Source organism: Gymnodinialimonas sp. 202GB13-11, assembly GCF_040932485.1.
Lineage (GTDB): Bacteria > Pseudomonadota > Alphaproteobacteria > Rhodobacterales > Rhodobacteraceae > Gymnodinialimonas > Gymnodinialimonas hymeniacidonis.
Genome location: NZ_JBFRBH010000001.1, coordinates 811,774 through 829,778, shown reverse-complemented (window position 1 = coordinate 829,778; position 18,005 = coordinate 811,774). Strand labels below are relative to the sequence as shown.

16 protein-coding genes and 1 tRNA gene are annotated in these 18,005 nt (G+C 60.7%); 9 read left to right on the top strand and 8 right to left on the bottom strand.

Annotated features, from left to right (window positions below):
* The first annotated feature begins 1 nt into the window (after position 1).
* The 3 genes from pta to V8J81_RS04215 all read left to right on the top strand — a co-directional run bounded on the left by pta (position 2) and on the right by V8J81_RS04215 (position 5,028).
* Positions 2-997: a phosphate acetyltransferase gene (gene pta, locus V8J81_RS04225; protein ID WP_368474499.1), complete on the top strand. Its 996-nt coding sequence runs from the start codon at positions 2-4 to the stop codon at positions 995-997.
* Positions 998-1,186: 189 nt separating this feature from the next.
* The gene (gene aptA, locus V8J81_RS04220; RefSeq protein ID WP_368474498.1) at positions 1,187-2,521 is read left to right on the top strand and encodes an omega-aminotransferase AptA; all 1,335 of its coding nucleotides are present in this window, start codon (positions 1,187-1,189) and stop codon (positions 2,519-2,521) included.
* Between the two features lie 68 nt (positions 2,522-2,589).
* Positions 2,590-5,028, top strand: a complete 2,439-nt coding sequence (locus tag V8J81_RS04215) for a GcvT family protein (protein WP_368474497.1) — start codon at positions 2,590-2,592, stop codon at positions 5,026-5,028.
* A 45-nt stretch (positions 5,029-5,073) separates the two neighbouring features.
* On the opposite strand, the gene pdxR is transcribed toward V8J81_RS04215, so the two are convergent.
* Positions 5,074-6,549 carry a MocR-like pyridoxine biosynthesis transcription factor PdxR gene (gene pdxR, locus V8J81_RS04210; RefSeq protein WP_368474496.1) on the bottom strand — a complete coding sequence of 492 codons (1,476 nt, stop codon included), beginning with the start codon at positions 6,547-6,549 and terminating at the stop codon, positions 5,074-5,076.
* Between the two features lie 130 nt (positions 6,550-6,679).
* On the opposite strand from pdxR, the gene ltaE reads away from it, so the two are divergent.
* Positions 6,680-7,729, top strand: a complete 1,050-nt coding sequence (gene ltaE / locus V8J81_RS04205) for a low-specificity L-threonine aldolase (protein WP_368474495.1) — start codon at positions 6,680-6,682, stop codon at positions 7,727-7,729.
* Entirely contained in the window at positions 7,729-8,694 is a 966-nt protein-coding gene (gene denD, locus V8J81_RS04200) for a D-erythronate dehydrogenase (protein WP_368474494.1), read from the top strand. The genes ltaE and denD overlap by 1 nt, the downstream gene beginning before the upstream one ends.
* 22 nt (positions 8,695-8,716) lie before the next feature.
* Here denD and V8J81_RS04195 read toward each other — a convergent pair whose 3' ends face one another.
* Positions 8,717-8,959: a hypothetical protein gene (locus tag V8J81_RS04195; protein ID WP_368474493.1), complete on the bottom strand. Its 243-nt coding sequence runs from the start codon at positions 8,957-8,959 to the stop codon at positions 8,717-8,719.
* Between the two features lie 484 nt (positions 8,960-9,443).
* Between V8J81_RS04195 and V8J81_RS04190 the strand changes: the two genes are divergently transcribed.
* From V8J81_RS04190 to V8J81_RS04180, 3 genes are read left to right on the top strand one after another with little or no spacing between them, the layout of a single operon-like run.
* Positions 9,444-11,177: a type I secretion system permease/ATPase gene (locus V8J81_RS04190; protein WP_368474492.1), complete on the top strand. Its 1,734-nt coding sequence runs from the start codon at positions 9,444-9,446 to the stop codon at positions 11,175-11,177.
* Positions 11,174-12,478, top strand: a complete 1,305-nt coding sequence (locus tag V8J81_RS04185; RefSeq protein ID WP_368474491.1) for an HlyD family type I secretion periplasmic adaptor subunit — start codon at positions 11,174-11,176, stop codon at positions 12,476-12,478. The genes V8J81_RS04190 and V8J81_RS04185 overlap by 4 nt, the downstream gene beginning before the upstream one ends.
* 23 nt (positions 12,479-12,501) lie before the next feature.
* Positions 12,502-13,674, top strand: a complete 1,173-nt coding sequence (locus V8J81_RS04180) for an aminotransferase (protein ID WP_368474490.1) — start codon at positions 12,502-12,504, stop codon at positions 13,672-13,674.
* Between the two features lie 34 nt (positions 13,675-13,708).
* Here the strand turns inward: V8J81_RS04180 and V8J81_RS04175 are convergent.
* Together V8J81_RS04175 and V8J81_RS04170 are read right to left on the bottom strand one after the other, a co-directional pair.
* Positions 13,709-13,783 (bottom strand) — tRNA-Phe (locus V8J81_RS04175).
* 100 nt (positions 13,784-13,883) lie between these two features.
* Entirely contained in the window at positions 13,884-14,066 is a 183-nt protein-coding gene (locus V8J81_RS04170; protein WP_368474489.1) for a DNA gyrase inhibitor YacG, read from the bottom strand.
* A 136-nt stretch (positions 14,067-14,202) separates the two neighbouring features.
* Here V8J81_RS04170 and V8J81_RS04165 point away from each other — a divergent pair, with 136 nt between their 5' ends.
* Entirely contained in the window at positions 14,203-15,465 is a 1,263-nt protein-coding gene (locus V8J81_RS04165) for a lytic murein transglycosylase (RefSeq protein WP_368474488.1), read from the top strand.
* Positions 15,466-15,580: 115 nt separating this feature from the next.
* On the opposite strand, the gene V8J81_RS04160 is transcribed toward V8J81_RS04165, so the two are convergent.
* Genes V8J81_RS04160 through infA form a run of 4 tightly spaced genes read right to left on the bottom strand, consistent with a single transcriptional unit; the run spans position 15,581 to position 17,956 of the window.
* Entirely contained in the window at positions 15,581-16,618 is a 1,038-nt protein-coding gene (locus V8J81_RS04160; RefSeq protein ID WP_368474487.1) for a ribonuclease E/G, read from the bottom strand.
* Entirely contained in the window at positions 16,615-17,187 is a 573-nt protein-coding gene (locus tag V8J81_RS04155; RefSeq protein ID WP_368474486.1) for a Maf family protein, read from the bottom strand. The genes V8J81_RS04160 and V8J81_RS04155 overlap by 4 nt, the downstream gene beginning before the upstream one ends.
* Complete coding sequence (locus V8J81_RS04150; RefSeq protein ID WP_368474485.1) at positions 17,184-17,741, bottom strand: hypothetical protein; 558 nt, start codon at positions 17,739-17,741, stop codon at positions 17,184-17,186. The genes V8J81_RS04155 and V8J81_RS04150 overlap by 4 nt, the downstream gene beginning before the upstream one ends.
* On the bottom strand, positions 17,738-17,956 hold the full coding sequence (gene infA / locus V8J81_RS04145) for a translation initiation factor IF-1 (RefSeq protein ID WP_011455993.1): 219 nt from the start codon (positions 17,954-17,956) through the stop codon (positions 17,738-17,740). The genes V8J81_RS04150 and infA overlap by 4 nt, the downstream gene beginning before the upstream one ends.
* Positions 17,957-18,005 lie beyond the last annotated feature (49 nt).

Here is an 18,005-nt window from a genome sequence, read left to right as displayed (position 1 = left end):
GATGAGCGTGGCGGCAGGTGATCCGCTTGCCGCCATTGCCGCCCGTGCGGCGGCAGACAAAAAGCACATTGTGCTCAGCGAAGGCGACGATCCGCGCGTGCAGGATGCCGCGCGGATTGCCGTTGAGCAGGGTCTGGCAGATGTCACGATCCTAGGACCGACCGAGGTGCAGGCCGCCATCGCGACCGGTGTGCAGGTACTGAACCCGGATAGTTCACCCCACCACGATGCATTCGTTGCCCGATTGGTGAAGCTTCGCGGCCACAAAGGCATGACGGAGGCCAAAGCAGCGGAGGCCGTGCGCGACCCTCTGATCTTCGCCGCCTTGATGGTGGAGGCCGGACTAGCCGATGGCACGGTCAGCGGCTGTGTGCGCACGACATCAGATGTGGTCCGCGCGGCGCTTCAGGTGATCGGCAAGGCCAAGACCGCTCCACTGGTATCAAGCTTTTTCCTTATGACCCTGGCAGCGGACCACCCAGCAGGACCGCGAGGCATGGTCTTCTCGGATTGTGGCTTGGTGATTGATCCGTCAGCCGAGGAACTGGCAGGCATCGCACAACAGGCCGCCGGGTCGGCGGAGGCCCTTTTGGGCGAGACTGCGAGGGTCGCAATGCTGTCCTTCTCGACGATGGGCAGTGCAAAACATGCGGCGGTCACCAAGGTGACAGATGCTCTGGCGCTGGCACGGGCTGCGGCACCAGAGTTGGCGATTGACGGTGAGCTGCAATTTGACGCGGCCTTCGTTCCTTCGGTGGCGGCACGCAAAGCGGAGGGATCCGCCGTTGCGGGGGCAGCAAACGTATTCGTCTTCCCTAACCTCGACGCGGGTAACATTGGCTACAAGATTGCCCAACGCATTGGGGGGGCTACGGCAATTGGCCCGGTTTTGCAGGGCCTCGCCAAGCCCGCAAATGACCTCAGCCGGGGTGCGACGGCCCGTGACATCGTGGACATCATCGCTGTAACGGCTGTTCAGGCCCAGGCGCTCGACTAACTCCCCAGTTTGTACGCACGATCATTGCGCAATCCTTGGCGGATTTGCGCCTTTGTTGCTTGTCGATTCTGCGCGCCGAACGTGGCCTTAATCAACGTCAACTCTGGCCCTACTCCGACTCTCTGAGTGGCGCGATTTTCGCGCATCGTTTTCGCGCGCAATGGCGCGCCCTTTGGGAGGAAACACCCCATGGCCTATGATGCTGCTAACAACTCGCTCGAAGCGCACTGGATGCCGTTTTCAGACAATCGCGGTTTCAAAGAGGACCCGCGCCTCGTCGTCCGCGCTGAGGGTGTGCACCTCTATGACCACAAAGGCGGTCAGCTGATCGACGGCTCGTCGGGCCTGTTCTGTTCGCCCGCCGGTCACTGCCACCCCAAGATCGCCGAAGCGGTCGCCAAGCAGATGACGGAATACACCTACGTCATGCCCTTCCAGGCAGGTCACCCCGGCTCTTTCGCGCTGGCCGAGAAGATCAGCCGCATGTTGCCCGAGCAGATGAACCACGTCTTCTTCACCAACTCCGGCTCCGAGAGCGTCGACACGGCGATGAAGATCGTCATGGCCTACTGGAACGCGCGCGGCGAAAGCCGGCCTCGGTTCGTGTCCCGTGAGCGCGCCTATCACGGCGTGAACATCGGTGGCGTGTCCCTGTCGGGTATGGTCAAAAACCGCGATATCTTCCACGCCACGGTGCCCGGCGTCATGATGCTGCGTCACACCTATGACCCGTCCGAGAAGTTCATCCCCGGCGGCCATTCCGAGCATAACGGTGTAGAGCTGGCCAATGATCTGGAGCGGATGGCCCAGACCTATGGCGGTGGCAATATCGCGGCCGTCTTCGTTGAGCCGGTTGCCGGTTCCACCGGCGCCCTGCCGCCCCCGAAAGGCTATCTGGAGCGTCTGCGCGCGATCTGCGACCAGTACGGCATCCTGTTGGTCTTTGATGAAGTCATCACCGGCTTTGGCCGCATGGGCACCGCGTTCGCCGCACAGCGGTACGGCGTAGAGCCCGACATCATCACTATGGCCAAGGCCCTGACCAACGGCTCCATCCCGATGGGTGCTGTGGCCTGCCGCGATGATATCTACGAGACAGTTGTCGGCTCCTCCAAGCGTGGCCTGACGGAGTTCTTCCACGGCTACACCTATTCCGGCCACCCCGCCGCCTGTGCGGCTGGTAACGCGATGATGGACATCATCGAAGAAGAGGATCTGATTCAGCGTTCCGCCGACCTGATCCCCTATTTCGAGAGTGCCTTGATGGATGGCCTGAAGGATCACGAGCTGATCAACGACATCCGCGTTGCAGGCCTGATGGCTGGTGTCGAAGTTCATGCAGATGGCGGGCCGGGTATGCGCGGCACCGAGTTGCAGAAGCGCATGTTCTGGCAAGGTCTGTCGGTGAAGTTCACTGGCGATAATGCAATCATTGCGCCGCAGTTCATCGCAACGCGCGAAAATGTCGACGAGATCGTGGATCGCTTCCGCGCAACGCTTGACGATATGCGCGACAACGGCTGATCTGATCCGGGCGGGCTTTGCGAAAGGCCCGCCCTTTTTTCATCCTCTCTCCGACCGGGTTTGCTCACATGTCCAAAGTCCCCTCCCACGCGCGCGTTGTCATCGTCGGTGGCGGCGTTATCGGTTGTTCGGTTGCGTATCACCTGACGAAACTTAGCTGGACGGATGTGGTCCTTCTGGAGCGCAAAAAGCTGACGTCTGGCACGACGTGGCACGCGGCGGGTCTGATCGCGCAGTTGCGGGCGACGAAGAACATGACCCGCCTCGCCCGCTACAGTCAGGAGCTTTACGGCAACCTCGAAGCCGAGACCGGCGTGGCCACGGGCTTCCGACGTTGCGGCTCCATCACCATGGCGCTGACCGAGCACAGGGCCGAGGAAATCCGCCGCCAGGCCTCCATGGCGCGCAGCTTTGGCGTTGAGGTCGAGGAAATCGACGCCGCCGAGGTTCTTAAGCATTATCCGCACGTCAACACCGAGGGCATGACCGCCGCCGTGTGGCTGCCGCTGGACGGTCAAGGCGACCCGGCCAATATCGCGCTGGCCATGGCCAAGGGCGCGCGGATGGGAGGTGCCAAGGTTCTGGAGGGGGTGAAAGTCACCGGGATCGACACCGAAGGCGGCAAGGTCAACGGCGTCAGCTGGGAGGCTGATGGTGAGGAAGGCACCGTTCAGGCCGATCTGGTTGTGAACTGCGCCGGCATGTGGGCGCGCGATTTCGGCGCGATGGCGGGCGTGAATGTACCTCTGCAAGCGTGCGAGCATTTCTACATCGTCACCGAGAACATCCCCGAGCTGAAGCAATTGCCGGTCCTGCGGGTGCCGGACGAGTGCGCCTATTACAAGGAAGATGCGGGCAAGATGCTGCTTGGCGCGTTCGAGCCTAAGGCCAAGCCATGGGGTCCGATCCCCGAGGATTTCGAATTCGACCAACTGCCCGAGGATTTCGACCATTTCGAGCCGATCTTGGAGGCCGCGTGCGAACGCCTCCCCATGCTGGCTGAGGCGGGCATTCACACCTTCTTCAACGGCCCCGAAAGCTTTACGCCCGATGATGCCTACCACATGGGCCCCGCGCCTGAGGTCGACGGCTATTGGGTTTGCGCGGGCTTCAACTCCATCGGCATTCAGTCGGCTGGTGGCGCCGGATGGGCGCTGGCCGAGTGGATGGAGAACGGCATTCCCCCCTTCGATGTGGGCGAGGTCGACATTCGCCGGATGCAGCCGTTCCAGAAGAACCGCCGCTACCTCAAGGAACGCGCCTCGGAAACGCTCGGCCTGCTCTATGCAGACCACTATCCCAACCGCCAGAAAGAGACCGCGCGGGGTGTGCGCCGCTCACCCTTGCATGAGCATCTGAAGGCTAACAACGCCGTCTTCGGTGAATTGGCTGGCTGGGAACGGGCCAATTGGTTCGCCAATCCGGGCCAGGAGACCGAGTACCGCTATGACTGGAAGGGGCAGAACTGGTTCTGGAACCAGCGCCAGGAACATGACGCGGTGCGCAACACTGTGGGCATGTACGACATGTCCTCGTTCGGCAAAATCCGCGTGGATGGCCCCGACGCAGAAGCGTTCCTGAACCGCATGGCGGGCGGCAATATGTCGGTGCCGGCGGGCAAGATCGTCTATACGCAGTTCCTAAACGAACGTGCGGGGATCGAGGCCGACGTCACGATCACACGCCTGGCGCAGGATAGCTATTTCATCGTGACCCCGGCGGCGACACTGATCCGCGACATGGCGTGGCTCAAGACCAACCGTCGTGATGAGGTTGTGGTCATCTCGGATGCCAGTGCGTCCGAGGCGGTGATCTGCGTCATGGGCCCCAATGCTCGCGCCCTGATGCAATCGGTCAGCCCGCACGATTGGTCGAACGAGGCCTTCCCCTTCGGCGTTGCACAAACGGTGGAAATCGGCCTGGGTCTCGCCCGCGCGCACCGCGTGACCTATGTGGGCGAGTTGGGATGGGAGCTTTATGTGAGCGCCGATCAGGCCGCCCATGTGTTCGAGACGCTGCAAGAGGCCGGCACGGACCATGGCCTGCGCCTGTGCGGGTTGCACATGATGGACAGCGCCCGGATCGAAAAGGCCTTCCGCCATTTCGGCCACGACATCACCGGCGAAGATCACGTGCTTGAGGCGGGCCTGGGCTTTGCCGTCAGCAAGCAGAAAAACAACTTCATCGGCGCAGACGCTGTGGCGCGCAAGCGGGATGAGGGCCTGCAAATGCGCATGGTGCAGTTCAAGCTGACCGACCCGGAGGCGATGCTGTTCCATGCAGAGCCGATTGTGCGGAATGGTGAGGTCGTCAGCTACATCACCTCCGGCAATTATGGTCACACGTTGGGCGGCGCGATTGGCCTGGGCTATGTCCCCTGCCCCGGCGAGAAACCTGACGAGGTGCTGGCATCGACCTACGAGATCGAAGTCGCCGGTACGCGCTTCTTGGCCGAAGCCAGCCTCAAGCCGATGTACGATCCTAAATCCGAGCGCGCCCGCGCCTGAGGGCGGCTGAGACGTGAGCCGGAGGCCCGGGGAGGCGTTGCAAAACTAGACTTGCGCCCTGATTGCCTCCGCGATCAGGGCTACCCCGTCTTCGATCAACGCCGTTTCGATTGTCGCAAAGCCAAGGCGCAATCGGTTCATCGGTGGATTGGGGTCAGCGTAGAAGGCTGATCCGGCCTCGACCAATACAGACTTCTCGCGCAAAGCGGCCACGATTTCCGTGTCAATCATGCCATCTGGCCCACGCAGCCAAAGCGTGGTGCCGCCTGTGACGCGCTCCAATGCGGGTGTAAGCCCTTGCGCACCCAACGCCTCTCGCAGCACCTCGTTGCGCCGCGACATGCGCATACGCATCCGCCGGGAATGGCTATTGTAATGCCCCTCGGAAAGGAAATAGGCGACGGTCTTTTGTGTCAGTCCTGGCAGGTGGCGACCGCTGAGCGTGCGAATGGCACGGGCATGTTCCACCAAAGCAGCATCTGCCGTCAGATAGCCGAGGCGCAGGCCCGGAAAGATAGATTTTGAGAAGCTGCCGACATAGACAACGCGCCCCCGCCGATCCAGCGACTTGAGGGCTGGAAGCGCCGGGGACGCATAGGCCATTTCATAGTCGTAATCGTCCTCGATGACGATGAAATCATCCTGCTCGGCGCGCTCCAGCAACTCATTGCGACGAGCCATGGACATCGTTGCCCCGGTGGGCGCTTGATGGGACGGCGTCACAAAGACGGCCTGCACATCAGACGGAATCTCGCTGACCCTCAGGCCATCCTGATCAACCGGGATGGGGCGGACCGTCAGCCCTTGCTGGTACAAGAGGTTGCGCAACTCGGGGTAGCCGGGATCCTCAATCGCGACCACACCTTCCCTCTTGGGAAACAGGACTTGAACCATCAACCAAAGCGCGTTTTGCGCCCCGGCTGTGACCAAGACCTCCTCCACCGACGCGGCCACTCCGCGCCCTGACACCGATCGCCGAACAATCTGCTCCAACAGAAATGGATCATCTCGGTCGCGCGCATCAAAGGCGATCTGTTCGAAATGGCGCTTTCCCAACGCTCGGCGCACACAATCCCGCCAATCATCGACCGGAAAGCGCGCAACGTCCGGCTCACCAAAGATGAATGGATATTTGTAGCGCCGCCAATCGGGCGGGTTGGCCTGCGCGCCAAGTGCCTTGGGCGGATCGCCAAGTCGCGCGGCCCAATCCATCTGTTCGACCGTGCCGTTGCCAGCCGTTCCAACGGTTTCAATCCGCGTCGGCGCATCGGGGGCGACGAAGTATCCCGACCGCGCGAGCGAGACGATATAGCCTGTCGCCAACAGGCTGTCATAGGCAAGGCTAACGGTGATCCGGCTGATGCCAAGATGTTTCGCCAAGGCCCGAGTGGCGGGCAACCGATCTCCGGGCGCGAAGCGGCCGTCCCAGATGGCGCGGGTGATGGCATCTTTCAATCTGGTTTGGAGGCCCACATTGGCGTCTTCCGACAGAAAGATGTGGTGTTCGGAGATGATGGCCATGGTCGCTCATAAACACTGATAAGGCCAGAATGAACCGCATTTCGGCGAACGACAAGGCCAGGGATGGGCTGGGGTTGCAGATTTCGGCGCCGCGTGATGCGGTGCAAATCGCAGCAAAGGAGCGTTCGAGATGTCGCAATACAGCCCCCTTTCCAACTCGCCCGGGCCTTTCGTAGCCGATCTGCGCTCTGACACAGTGACCAAGCCTTGTGCCGCAATGCGCGCGGCCATGGCCGAGGCAGAAGTGGGTGACGACGTCTACGGCGAGGACCCTCTTATCAATCGGTTGGAGGCCAGCCTCGCCGAACGGCTTGGAAAAGAGGCCGGGCTTTTCGTTCCATCCGGCACGCAATCAAACCTGCTTGGCATGTTGGCGCATTGCGGGCGTGGGGAAGAGGTCATCTCTGGCGAAAGCTACCACGTGATCAGGTATGAGGCGGCGGGTGCCTCGGTTCTTGGTGGTGTGGCTCTGCATGCTTTGCCAGTTTCGAACGATGGCGGGTTGGACGCGGACGCGATCACGGGTGCGGTCAAGGAAGATGACAGTCATCACCCCATCAGCCGTCTGCTGTCACTGGAGAACACAAATTACGGACGCGCAGTCCCATTGCAGAAGATCAAGGAGGCCACCGATGCCGGACCCGCCTCCGGGTTGTCCACACACCTCGATGGTGCGCGGTTTTTCAACGCCATCACGGCTCTCGGATGTTCAGAGACCGACCTTGCCGATCCATTCGATACTGTTTCCGTCTGCCTCTCAAAAGGACTTGGTGCGCCGGTGGGCTCCGTGCTGGTTGGGCCAAAAGACCTGATCGCAAAGGCGCGGCGTATGCGAAAGATGCTCGGGGGCGGAATGCGTCAGGCTGGTATCCTGGCGGCAGCGGGCCTTTTCGCCCTGGAACGCAATGTTGAAAGACTGGCCGAAGACCATCAACGGGCGGAATCGCTTGCATCACACTTGCGCGGCCTCGACATTGGTGATGTCAGCCATGCCACCAATATGGTGTTCCTGACACCACGCCGTGGGGTCAGCCTCGACCACCTTTCAAATGCAGGCATCGCCATGTCGGCGCCTGAGCCTGCCTGCCGGATGGTCCTGCACCGTGACATTGACGACGCCGCTTTCTCGCACATCCTGCGATCCTTCGATGCCTTGCCCACGCAAGCCGGTGCTGCGTAATGCGCGTTCTGATCACTGGTGGAGGCGGCATGATCGGCGCGCGTCTGGCAAACCGACTGGCACGATCTGGCAAAATTGTAGGCCAGCCCCTTACGCAGCTTGTGCTCGCTGATTTAATTGAACCACCTGCGCCGGACGCCGCGTTCCCCATAACGACAATCGCCGCCGATCTGGGCACAGGCGAAGGGCGCGAGACCTGCCTTGCAGGCGCTCCTGACCTGATCTTCAATCTTGCTGCAATCGTCTCTGGCGCGGCGGAGGCGGACTTTGATTTGGGCTACAGGGTCAACCTGGAAGCAACCGCCGCCTTTTTTAACGACATCAGGCACTTGCGATCCAACCCTAAAGTCGTTGCGACGTCTTCTGTCGCGGCGTTTGGCGGTGACTTGCCCGACATCGTCCCCGACAGCTTCTGTCTGACGCCGCAGAATTCCTACGGCACCCAGAAGGCGATTGGGGAGCTTTTGCTGGCCGACCATACCCGACGCGGCCACATGGACGGGCGCTGCGTCCGGTTGCCCACAATCTCCGTGAGGCCCGGCCGCCCGAATGCTGCGGCGTCCAGCTTTATCTCCGGCATCATCCGTGAGCCCCTTGCCGGGGAAGAGGCCGCACTGCCCGTCGATGGTGCCTTGAAGGTCTGGATCGCCTCACCCGATTGCGCCGTTGAGACCCTGCTTCACGCAGCCAGCCTGCCTGGCGGCGCATTGGGACCGGGCGCCGTCGTCTCAGGGCGTGGGATCAGCGTGTCCGTCAATGAGATGTTGGAGGCACTGGAACGTGCAGTGGGGCCTGAGATGCGCGCACGGGTGATCTCCAAGCCTGACCCTGTCGTCGCCGCTATTGTCGGCGGCTGGCCGAAAGCGTTCGCTTGCACGTTGGCAACCGAACTGGGTTTTCCGGTGGACGAGAGCATCGACGAAATCATTGCGGCCCATATGCGCGATATGAAACTGGTTGACTGACCTATTATCCGGCTGGTTCGGCCTAGGGTCCGCCCGATCCAAAAACCGTGTTCACAAGATACGGCAACGAGAGCCCAAGTGCGACCACGACGCCGATCAATATTGCCCATTTCAAGCCGTTGAAAATCCGCTGGAGGATTTGCTCAACCGCAAACCAAGTGAACAGGCCAAGGCCAAAGGCGACCGTGCCCGGAAGCTCATTAACGCCTGATCCGATACTAACGACCCAATCGACAAGTGTCTGAACTACTGTTCCAAAATCCATGCGCCCCCGATGCCGTGTTTTGTGCGCGGGGTCCAGTACCAGTTTGTGCTGCCATTTCTGCGACCCAGATCCAGGCCCAAACCATAAAGGTCCCACTTTTGGTGACGAGACCTTCCGTGACAGGCGACGGCCATCATCGAAAGCATATTTGCGTGTTGGCCTGCTCCGTTTTCGGTCGCGAGTATAGGAGTGAATGCACCAGCAGCATCTCGGCTCGGACGAAGGACGGTGGTCTTCTCGTAAGCATGACAGGCATCGGAACTGGGCGGCTCGCTTGATTTTGTTCGGTAAGTGCATGAAGCCGCACGGCCCAAGCGAAGCACACGCTGGAACGTGGTGACTGAATTTGACACTGAGCGGACAGCTTGGCGCAGATGGGGCAGCAAACAGCCCATTGCCTGACGTGAATTCATGCAGCCTGTTGGGATGGAATTAACACTCTTGGCGCAGGGTGCGCGGCATAACCGAGCCTCCGGAGTCCCGTTTGCGCACCGACCGACCATCTAACTCCATTGAACTGAGCACATTTCGCCGCCAGAACGCATGGATTTTGCGGTCTGTCCTCCTGTTCAGTCTTTTTGTGAACGTCCTGATGCTTACAGGGCCGCTGTATATGCTGCAGGTCTACGAGCGCGTGCTTGGATCTGGAAGCGCCGAGACCCTGCTGGCATTGACGATACTTGTGGCGTTCCTGTTCGCAATGATGGGCATTCTCGACTTTGCGAGGGCGCGTGTGGCTGCGCGGTACGGCGCGAGACTTCAGGAGGCGTTCGATGCCCGCGTTTTCCGTGCTGCTCTGGCCCGCGCACAGCGCACTGCACAGGCCCAAACGGCATTGTCAGATCTTGCTGCGGTCCAACGTTTGACCGCCTCACCCGTCTTCATGGCGGTATTTGACCTACCGTTCACGCCCCTCTTCATCATTGCGCTATTCATCTTCCATCCCTTGCTTGGCTGGATGGCGTTGATTGGTATGGCCGTGTTGATCATGGTCACACTGCTGAACCGCAGAACAACAAAAGATCTTTTGTCGGAAGCCGCGGAAAACGCCCATTTGGCTGATCGATTGGCAGGCGACATGCAGTCGCAAGCAGAGGCTATTCGCGCCCTCGGAATGGGCGATGCCGCCTTGGCACGTTGGATTGGCCGAAGGGGAGAGGCCCTTTCCGTCTCCATGCAGGCAGCGGATCGCGTTGGGGGCTATGCCACACTCTCAAAAACACTCCGATTGTTCCTGCAATCCGCAATTCTGGGGCTGGCAGCCTTGTTGGTCCTGTGGGGTGAGCTACAGGCAGGCGCAATGATCGCGGGGGCGGTATTGCTCGGGCGCGCACTGGCCCCCATCGATTTGGCTATCGGACAATGGTCTACGATTGCAGAGGCTTTACGCGGCTGGAACCGACTAAGCGACCTGTTGGCCGGCGAGCGCGAGGCCATGAACCGATTGGCACTGCCGCATCCGGCAGCCGCGTTGAGCGTTTCAAATCTGTCTGTTGTCCCGCCGGGCGCGGCGAAACCAACATTGCGCGGCGTGTCCTTTCGCGTGGAACCCGGCGAAACAGTGGGCGTGATCGGCCCTTCCGGCGCTGGAAAAACCAGCCTGGCGCGCGCCTTGACCGGGATTTGGTCACCCTCCGGTGGATCCGTCCGGCTGGACCGCGCAACGCTCGACCAATACGAGCCGGACCGTTTGGGTCGGCTGATCGGATACCTTCCCCAAAACGTCTCATTGTTCCAGGGTACAATTGCAGAAAACATCGCGCGCCTTGACCCAGCTCCCGACGCAGGCGCGATCTCAGCCGCCGCAAAGGCTGCCGATGCGGACACAATGATCCGGGCCCTGTCGAACGGTTATGACACTCAGATTACCGGTGCCGGTACTCAGCTTTCTGGCGGACAAATCCAACGCGTTGGTCTCGCCCGTGCCCTTTATCGCCAGCCGGTCCTTCTTGTACTCGATGAACCAAACGCCGCCCTAGATCAAACAGGGTCAGACGCACTGAACAAAGCCATCCAAGCCATGAAACATGATGGCTTGGCGGTTGTCATTATGGCCCACCGCCCTGCTGCAATCCGGCATTGCGATAAGCTGCTGGCGCTCAAAGACGGGGTGGCCATTGCCTTCGGGCCCCGTGACGAAGTTCTGTCGAAAGTGGTGAAAAACTCCAACACCGTACGCCTCGTGGCCGAAAACCAGGCAAAGGGCGCGCTCGCATGACCGGCACGTCAACGAACTGGTCGGTCGCACGCCCCATGTGGATTGGGGTGCTCGGTATAGTGACATTGGTGGCCGGGTTCGGGTCTTGGTCCGTCATGACGACCCTTTCGGGCGCCATTATCGCGCCGGGGCAGATCGTCGTCGAACGAAACCTGCAAACGATTCAGCATCCCGATGGCGGGCGCGTGACGGAATTGCTGGTTGAAGAAGGCGACCGGGTTGACGCATCTGATGTACTTATGCGGCTTGATGCGTCTGCAATGCTGACCGAGCGGAACGTTGCGCTCGCAAATCTGGCGGAAATTCAAGCACGACGAGCCCGGTTGGCGGCCGAACATAATGGGTTTCCAGAAGTCCTATTTCCTCCAGATCTGTTGCAGCGCGCCGAGCGCGATCCTGCAGTTGCTGATCTCCTCTCCGGTCAACTAAACCTATTTTCGATCCGCATTGAGGCCCACGAGCGCGCGATTGCGCAGCAGCAAGGGCGGATTACTCAAATCAATGCGCAGCTTCGGGCCCTGCAAGCGCAAAACGAAGCCATTGCCGCGCAGATTTCACTCATTGAGTCAGAATTGATCCGCCGCCAAGACCTGCTTGCGCGAGGCGCCGGCACCCAGGATCCCGTGGTCCGCTTGCAGCAGGAATTGGCTCAACTCCGCGGTGCGATCGGAGAAGTTGCGGCCAACGAGGCCGAGGCCGCCGAGCGCATCATCGAAGGCGAGTTGGCCATTCTGCAACTGGAAACAGAACGACGGGAACAAGCCATCACTGAATTGCGTGAGGTTCGCGCAGCTGAGCAGGAGCTCATTGAACGCTTAGATGGGCTGGAGACACGCATCTCCCGGCATGAACTGCGCGCACCAATCGCTGGCCGAATCCACGGGCTCACAATTTTTGGCGAAGGTGCAGTTCTGCGCCCAGCCGATCCGTTTGCGTATCTTGTGCCTGAGGGTCGGCCCCATGTGATCTCCGCCCGCGTCGCAGCCCAACACATTGATCAGATCTTCCCCGGACAGGAGGTCCGGCTTGTCTTTTCGTCATTTAATCAACTCGAACTCCCGGAAATCCTTGGAGAAGTTGGTTTGATTTCGGCCGACGCCTTCACGGAGGATGGAACCGGTAACGCCTTCTACCAAATCGAAATCACGCTGCCTGTTGATCAAATTGCCCTGTTGGGCGACCGAGACCTCATACCCGGCATGCCGGTGGATGCTTTCATCCAGACAGAGGCCCGCCCGCCATTGATTTACCTGATTGAGCCCTTCTTTGCTTATTTCGAACACGCGATGCGCGAAAGCTGACCGGCTGGTCTGACCACACCCCATTGGGCTATGGTCATGCAACTTCTTCCAGCAGCCGGAGCGCGCCAATGTACATCGAACCGTTCAAGGTCGAGATCTGGATGAATGAGTGGGAGACGCGCTGCACATACAATCTTGCCGAAACCTGCGTCGCGAGCATTACCATTGAAGAGCTTTTGCAGATGGCTGGGCGCAACAATGCGGACCTGTCAGAATTACTTTCCATGAAGATGACCTACGGGGCCATCGAAGGCTCCGATCGATTGCGAGAGGCGATCGCGACGCTTTACCACGACGCCGCCCGCGACCGAATTACAGTCACTCACGGCACAATCGCCGCCAACATGTTGGTCCACAAATCCCTGGTTTCTCGCGGCGACCATGTGATCTCTGTCGTGCCGACATATCAACAGCATCACTCGATACCCGAGAGCATTGGTGCCGAAGTTCAAACGCTTGATCTGGAGGCGGAGAACGGATTTCTGCCAGACATCGAGCGGTTACGCGAACTGGTCCGAGACGACACGAAGCTGATCGTCCTGACCAACCCGAACAACCCGACAGGTGCTCTGATTGAGCGCCCCATGCTCGAAGACATCGCCGAAATCGCAAGACGTGTCGGGGCGTACATTCTGTGCGACGAAGTTTATCGCGGCACAGGGCAAAGCGGCGACGGAATGAGCCCGTCTATCGTCGATGTTTATGAAAAGGGCATTGCGACCGCGAGCGTTTCAAAAGCTTTTTCACTGGCGGGCTTGCGCGTTGGCTGGATCGTTGCCCCGGCAGAGGTGACGGAGCAGGTCCTGCTCCACCGGGATCACGACACGATTTCAGTCGGAATGATCAATGATCACTTTGCTGCTATCGCCTTGGAAAATAGAGCAAACCTTCTTCAACGCAGCCGCGACATCACACGTGGCAACCTCGCAGTTCTGGATGCATGGGTGGAAGCGGAGCCATTGGCAAGCTGGGTTAGACCGCGTGCAGGTACGACCGCAATGATACGTCTGGATATTCCGATCCCAACGCGGGAGTTTTGCGTCGACCTAGTTCAGCAGACGGGAGTGATGCTCACCCCCGGTGACGCGTTTGATATGGAGGGCTACGTGCGCGTAGGCTTCGCGAACGATCCGGAAGTGTTGCGGGCTGGCTTGCGTAAACTTGGCCAATACCTCAGTCATCGCTTCCAGCAATGAGCGGAGCATACGGCACATAATTTAGGAGTTTGAGTGGTGCCCGGGGGCGGAATCGAACCACCGACACGAGGATTTTCAATCCACTGCTCTACCCCTGAGCTACCCGGGCACGGGATCAGCGAGGGACAACCTCCGCTGTGGGTAGCGGCGTTCTAGGGGGATCGGAGGGCGCTGTCCATAGGGGGAAGTGGATTTTTCAGCGCGACGTTTCAGTGCAGTTTTGGCTCAGATTTCGCGGCCTCTTCAAGGGCCTGCTCGATATCTTCAGGATCAGTCGACGGGACGGCATAGCTACCGTTCAACCACCGCCCCAAATCGACGTCCGCACAGCGGCGCGAGCAGAAAGGACGGTAGGCTTGGGCTGACTCTTTTTCGCAGATGGGACAGGTCATAGGGCCTCGGGAAATAGTGTGGTTGGCACAATTTGGGGCAGCCCGAACCTGCCTGCAAGGGGCCCGTATGCGCTTGGGGATTGCGTGAACGGCCTTTGGGCCGTTAGCTGGGGGAAAACACGGGTGGAGCAGTGAGATGGGTGTATCACGACGGACGGTATTGGCGGGAACAGGTGCGCTTGCACTCGCGGGTTGTGTCCGAGGCGGCGGTTTGGGCCTGCCTGAGATTGGCGCGGCGGGTGCGGGTGGGCCATCGACCGACCCTGACTTCATGCCGCAGCCGAATGCTGAATTTGACGCTTGGATTCAAGCATTTAGGCCACGCGGGCGGGCGGCTGGGATCAGTGAAGATGCGCTCAATCGGGGCCTGCGGGGCGTGGGCTTCCTGCCGGGAGTGGTGGAGCGGGACCGCAACCAGACGGAGTTCCGGCGGTCGACCGAGGATTATCTTGCGCTTGTGGCTGGCGATGATGATCTGTCGGTCGGGCGCGGACGATTTTCGCAACAACGCAGTGTTCTCAATGACATAGAGGCCACATATGGCGTTCCGCCGGAGGTAACCGCCGCCGTTTGGGGTGTGGAAAGCCGGTTTGGGACCCGGCTGGGGGATATTCCGGTGATTTCCGCTGTTGCAACGCTGGCATGGGAAGGGCGGCGTGGGCGGTTCTTCGAGGCGCAGTTGGTCTCCGCCCTGAAGATCATCCAGAATGGCGACACGACGCCTGAGCAGATGCTTGGATCATGGGCAGGTGCGATGGGACATACGCAATTTATTCCAACGACTTACGAGGAATATGCGGTCGACTTCAGGGGTGATGGACGACGCGATATCTGGTCTAATGATCCGACGGATTCACTGGCCTCCACGGCCTCATACTTCAACCGGTTCGGGTGGCGGCGCGGCGAGCCCTGGGGCTTGGAAGTGCAGCTTCCTCAAGGGTTTAGCGCCTCGACCGGGCGGGACAACCGTCGGTCGGTCAGCGCCTGGCGTGATCTGGGCGTGCGGCGCGCCGGGGGCGGAAGCTTGCCCGATCATGGGTCGGCGGCGATCCACGCGCCGGGTGGCGCCGGTGCGCCCGCCTGGATTTTATATCACAATTTCAATGTGATACTGCGTTACAACAACTCCACCAACTACGGGATCGGCGTGGGCTATATGTCGGATCGGCTCGCTGGCGGCGGGCCTCTCAGGCAATCCTTTGGTGCGGATACCAGTGGGTTGACGCAGGCGCAGCGGCGCGAGTTGCAGGAGCTTCTGAATGCCGCCGGCTTTGATGCGGGCACGCCCGATGGGGTGATCGGACCGGGCACGGAAGCCGCGATTGAGGCCTATCAGGCGGCCAATGGATTGCCGGTGAACGGCGAGCCGTCGCTTGCGCTGCTGAGGCGGCTGAGATGACGATTTGCGCTGTAGTGAACCTGTAGTTTTTCTGTAGTTGTTTTGTAACTACACGATTTACGCACAGAACCAGGGCATTTGATGGCGTTTGGTGCGCGGCAGGCCAAGGCCCGCCCTACTGCTTTGGCCAGACCTGAGACAGCGGCAGGCGATCCCGCTTGCGCGTAAGCTCGAGATGGCCAAGGGGCGTCCAACCCGCGACCACCACGTCCGAGCCGTCCTGACGGAAGCTCTTCTTCACGGCATCCTCGATCTGCTTGCGATCGCGTTTCGGCATCGGCGCGAGGTCGAGCGTGATCTGCCCCCCCAGCCCCTTGAGGCGGAGAAGGCGCGGCAGGTCGCGGGCCACCGCGAGGTTGGCCTTTAGCCCGGCGGCAAGGGAATGATCTTTGCCGGTGTTCACATCCACGGCGATCAGGGCGCGGGTCGCCTCAACATAGGCGTGGCCACCGCCTGAGAGCGGTTGGGACGGAGAGAGGGCCGCATCAATCGCCTCAAGCGCGCCGTGGGTCTCGAAACAGCCGTCCTCGGTTACGACTTCATCGGGGTTTACCCAATCGCGCCATGCGAGGTGATGGGCAGATTCCGACGCCCACAGAAGGGCGGGGTCTTTTTCGTCGTGACCAAGAACCTGAGCGGCGAGGTCCTGCATCGTGGCGATGTCGTCGGCCACGGCCTGCGCGTCGGCCCCTGTGGCGGCGGAGCGGAGGATCAGGCCGTAGTCACCCGCCATCACATCATGGGCAATTTCGAGAAGGCGGTCGCGTTCATCATCGTCGCGGATCGCGCGGGAGACGTTGATGCCGGGTTTGTGCGGCGTGACGATGGCGTAACGGGATTTGAAGATCAGATCCGGCGTGACGGGGATCGCCTTGCCCGGCTCTGCCATGCCGGAGACCTGCACAAAAAACGCATCACCCGGCGAGATATCTTTCGCGCGGCGGAGGTAGCCGATCAGTCCATCGCCCAGTTGCAGGGTGATGCCGCCCTGCCCTTTCAGCGGTCTGTCGGCTACGGCGAAGAAGATCGCGCCAACCCCTGGGGCCGCATCCTCGGGCGGGTCAATCAGGAGATCGTGGAGTTTGCCATCGACCATCAGGGCAGCGGCTTCGCGGCCTGCGATATGGTCGAGGAGGACGGTTCTGCCTTTCATGGCGTCCACACCTTTATGCCTGCGCTTTGCAGGAGGTTTGCGGTTTCGGCGAGCGGCAGGCCCACGATGGCGGAGTGTGAGCCGCTGATCCACGGGATAAACGCGCCAGCGGGGCCTTGGATGGAATAGCCGCCCGCCTTGCCCTGCCAATCGTCGGTAGCGATGTAGCCTTCGCGTTCCGTGTTGGAGAGGCGCTTCATCTGGACGCGGGATTCAACGACGCGGGTGCGGAGGTGATCGGCGGATTTCACGGCGATGGCAGTGTAGACGCGGTGGCGACGGCCGCCAAGCAGGTCGAGGAACGCGCGGGCCTCCTCCACGTTTTCGGGTTTGCCGAGGATGCGGCGGCCGACGGCGACGGTGGTGTCAGCGGCGAGGACGACTTCGTCTTCTGCGCAGGGAATGGCTTGCGCCTTTTCGCGGGCCATGCGTTCGACGTAAGGGCGCGGGAGTTCCTGCGGGCGCGGGTCTTCGTTGATGTCCGGGGGGCGGATCTCGGCCGGTTCAAGGCCGAGGACGGCGAGGAGTTCAAGGCGACGCGGGCTGCCGGAGCCGAGGATCAGCTTCATTTCGCGAGTGCCACGCGGGCGGCAGCGTTGTAGTCGCGCTGGAGGCGTTCCATGCGGCGGTGGTCTTTGCCTTCGGGGATCACGAATTCCGACTTGTCGCCTTTGAAGACGGTGTGGCGGAATTTGAACATGTCGAAATCATCGGCCAGCTTCGCCCATTGGCGGACGTCGCGATCCTCGGTCAGCAGGTGGCGCGCGGGTTTTCTGAGCGGTTGGGGGTTGAGGTAGTCGAATTCCCAGCCGCTATCGCGGACGAAGAGGATTTGGGCCTCGTTGTCGATGGGGGGCGTGATGTCTTTGAGGCCCTCGGCGGTTTCGAGGACCGCGTGGCGTTGGGCTTCCAGCCAGTAGCCGGTGAGCTCCCAAATCAGCCAACCGAAGACGGGCTTTGCGCCGTCACCTGCGACGATGACGTTGTAGAAGGGCTGATCTTCTATTGCGTTCTCAGCGGGTTGGACGGGGACGAACTGCGCCTCCCCATCGCCCAGGGTCGCCGCAAAGGCACGCACCCCGTCCGAGATCTCGGCGGGGGTCGTGATCGTGCGTTCGGTCACTTGAAGCGGTAGTTGATACGACCCTTCGTCAGGTCGTAGGGGGTCATTTCCACCTGAACTTTGTCGCCTGCCAGAACCCGGATGCGGTTTTTGCGCATCTTGCCTGCCGTATGTGCGATGATTTCATGGCCGTTTTCGAGCTCGACCCGGAATGTCGCGTTTGGCAGGAGTTCCTTCACGACACCAGGAAATTCGAGCATCTCTTCCTTGGCCATGGTCACTCCATAAGTTGCGCCCCGTAGGTGGGGCTTGATGCCGGGTAAA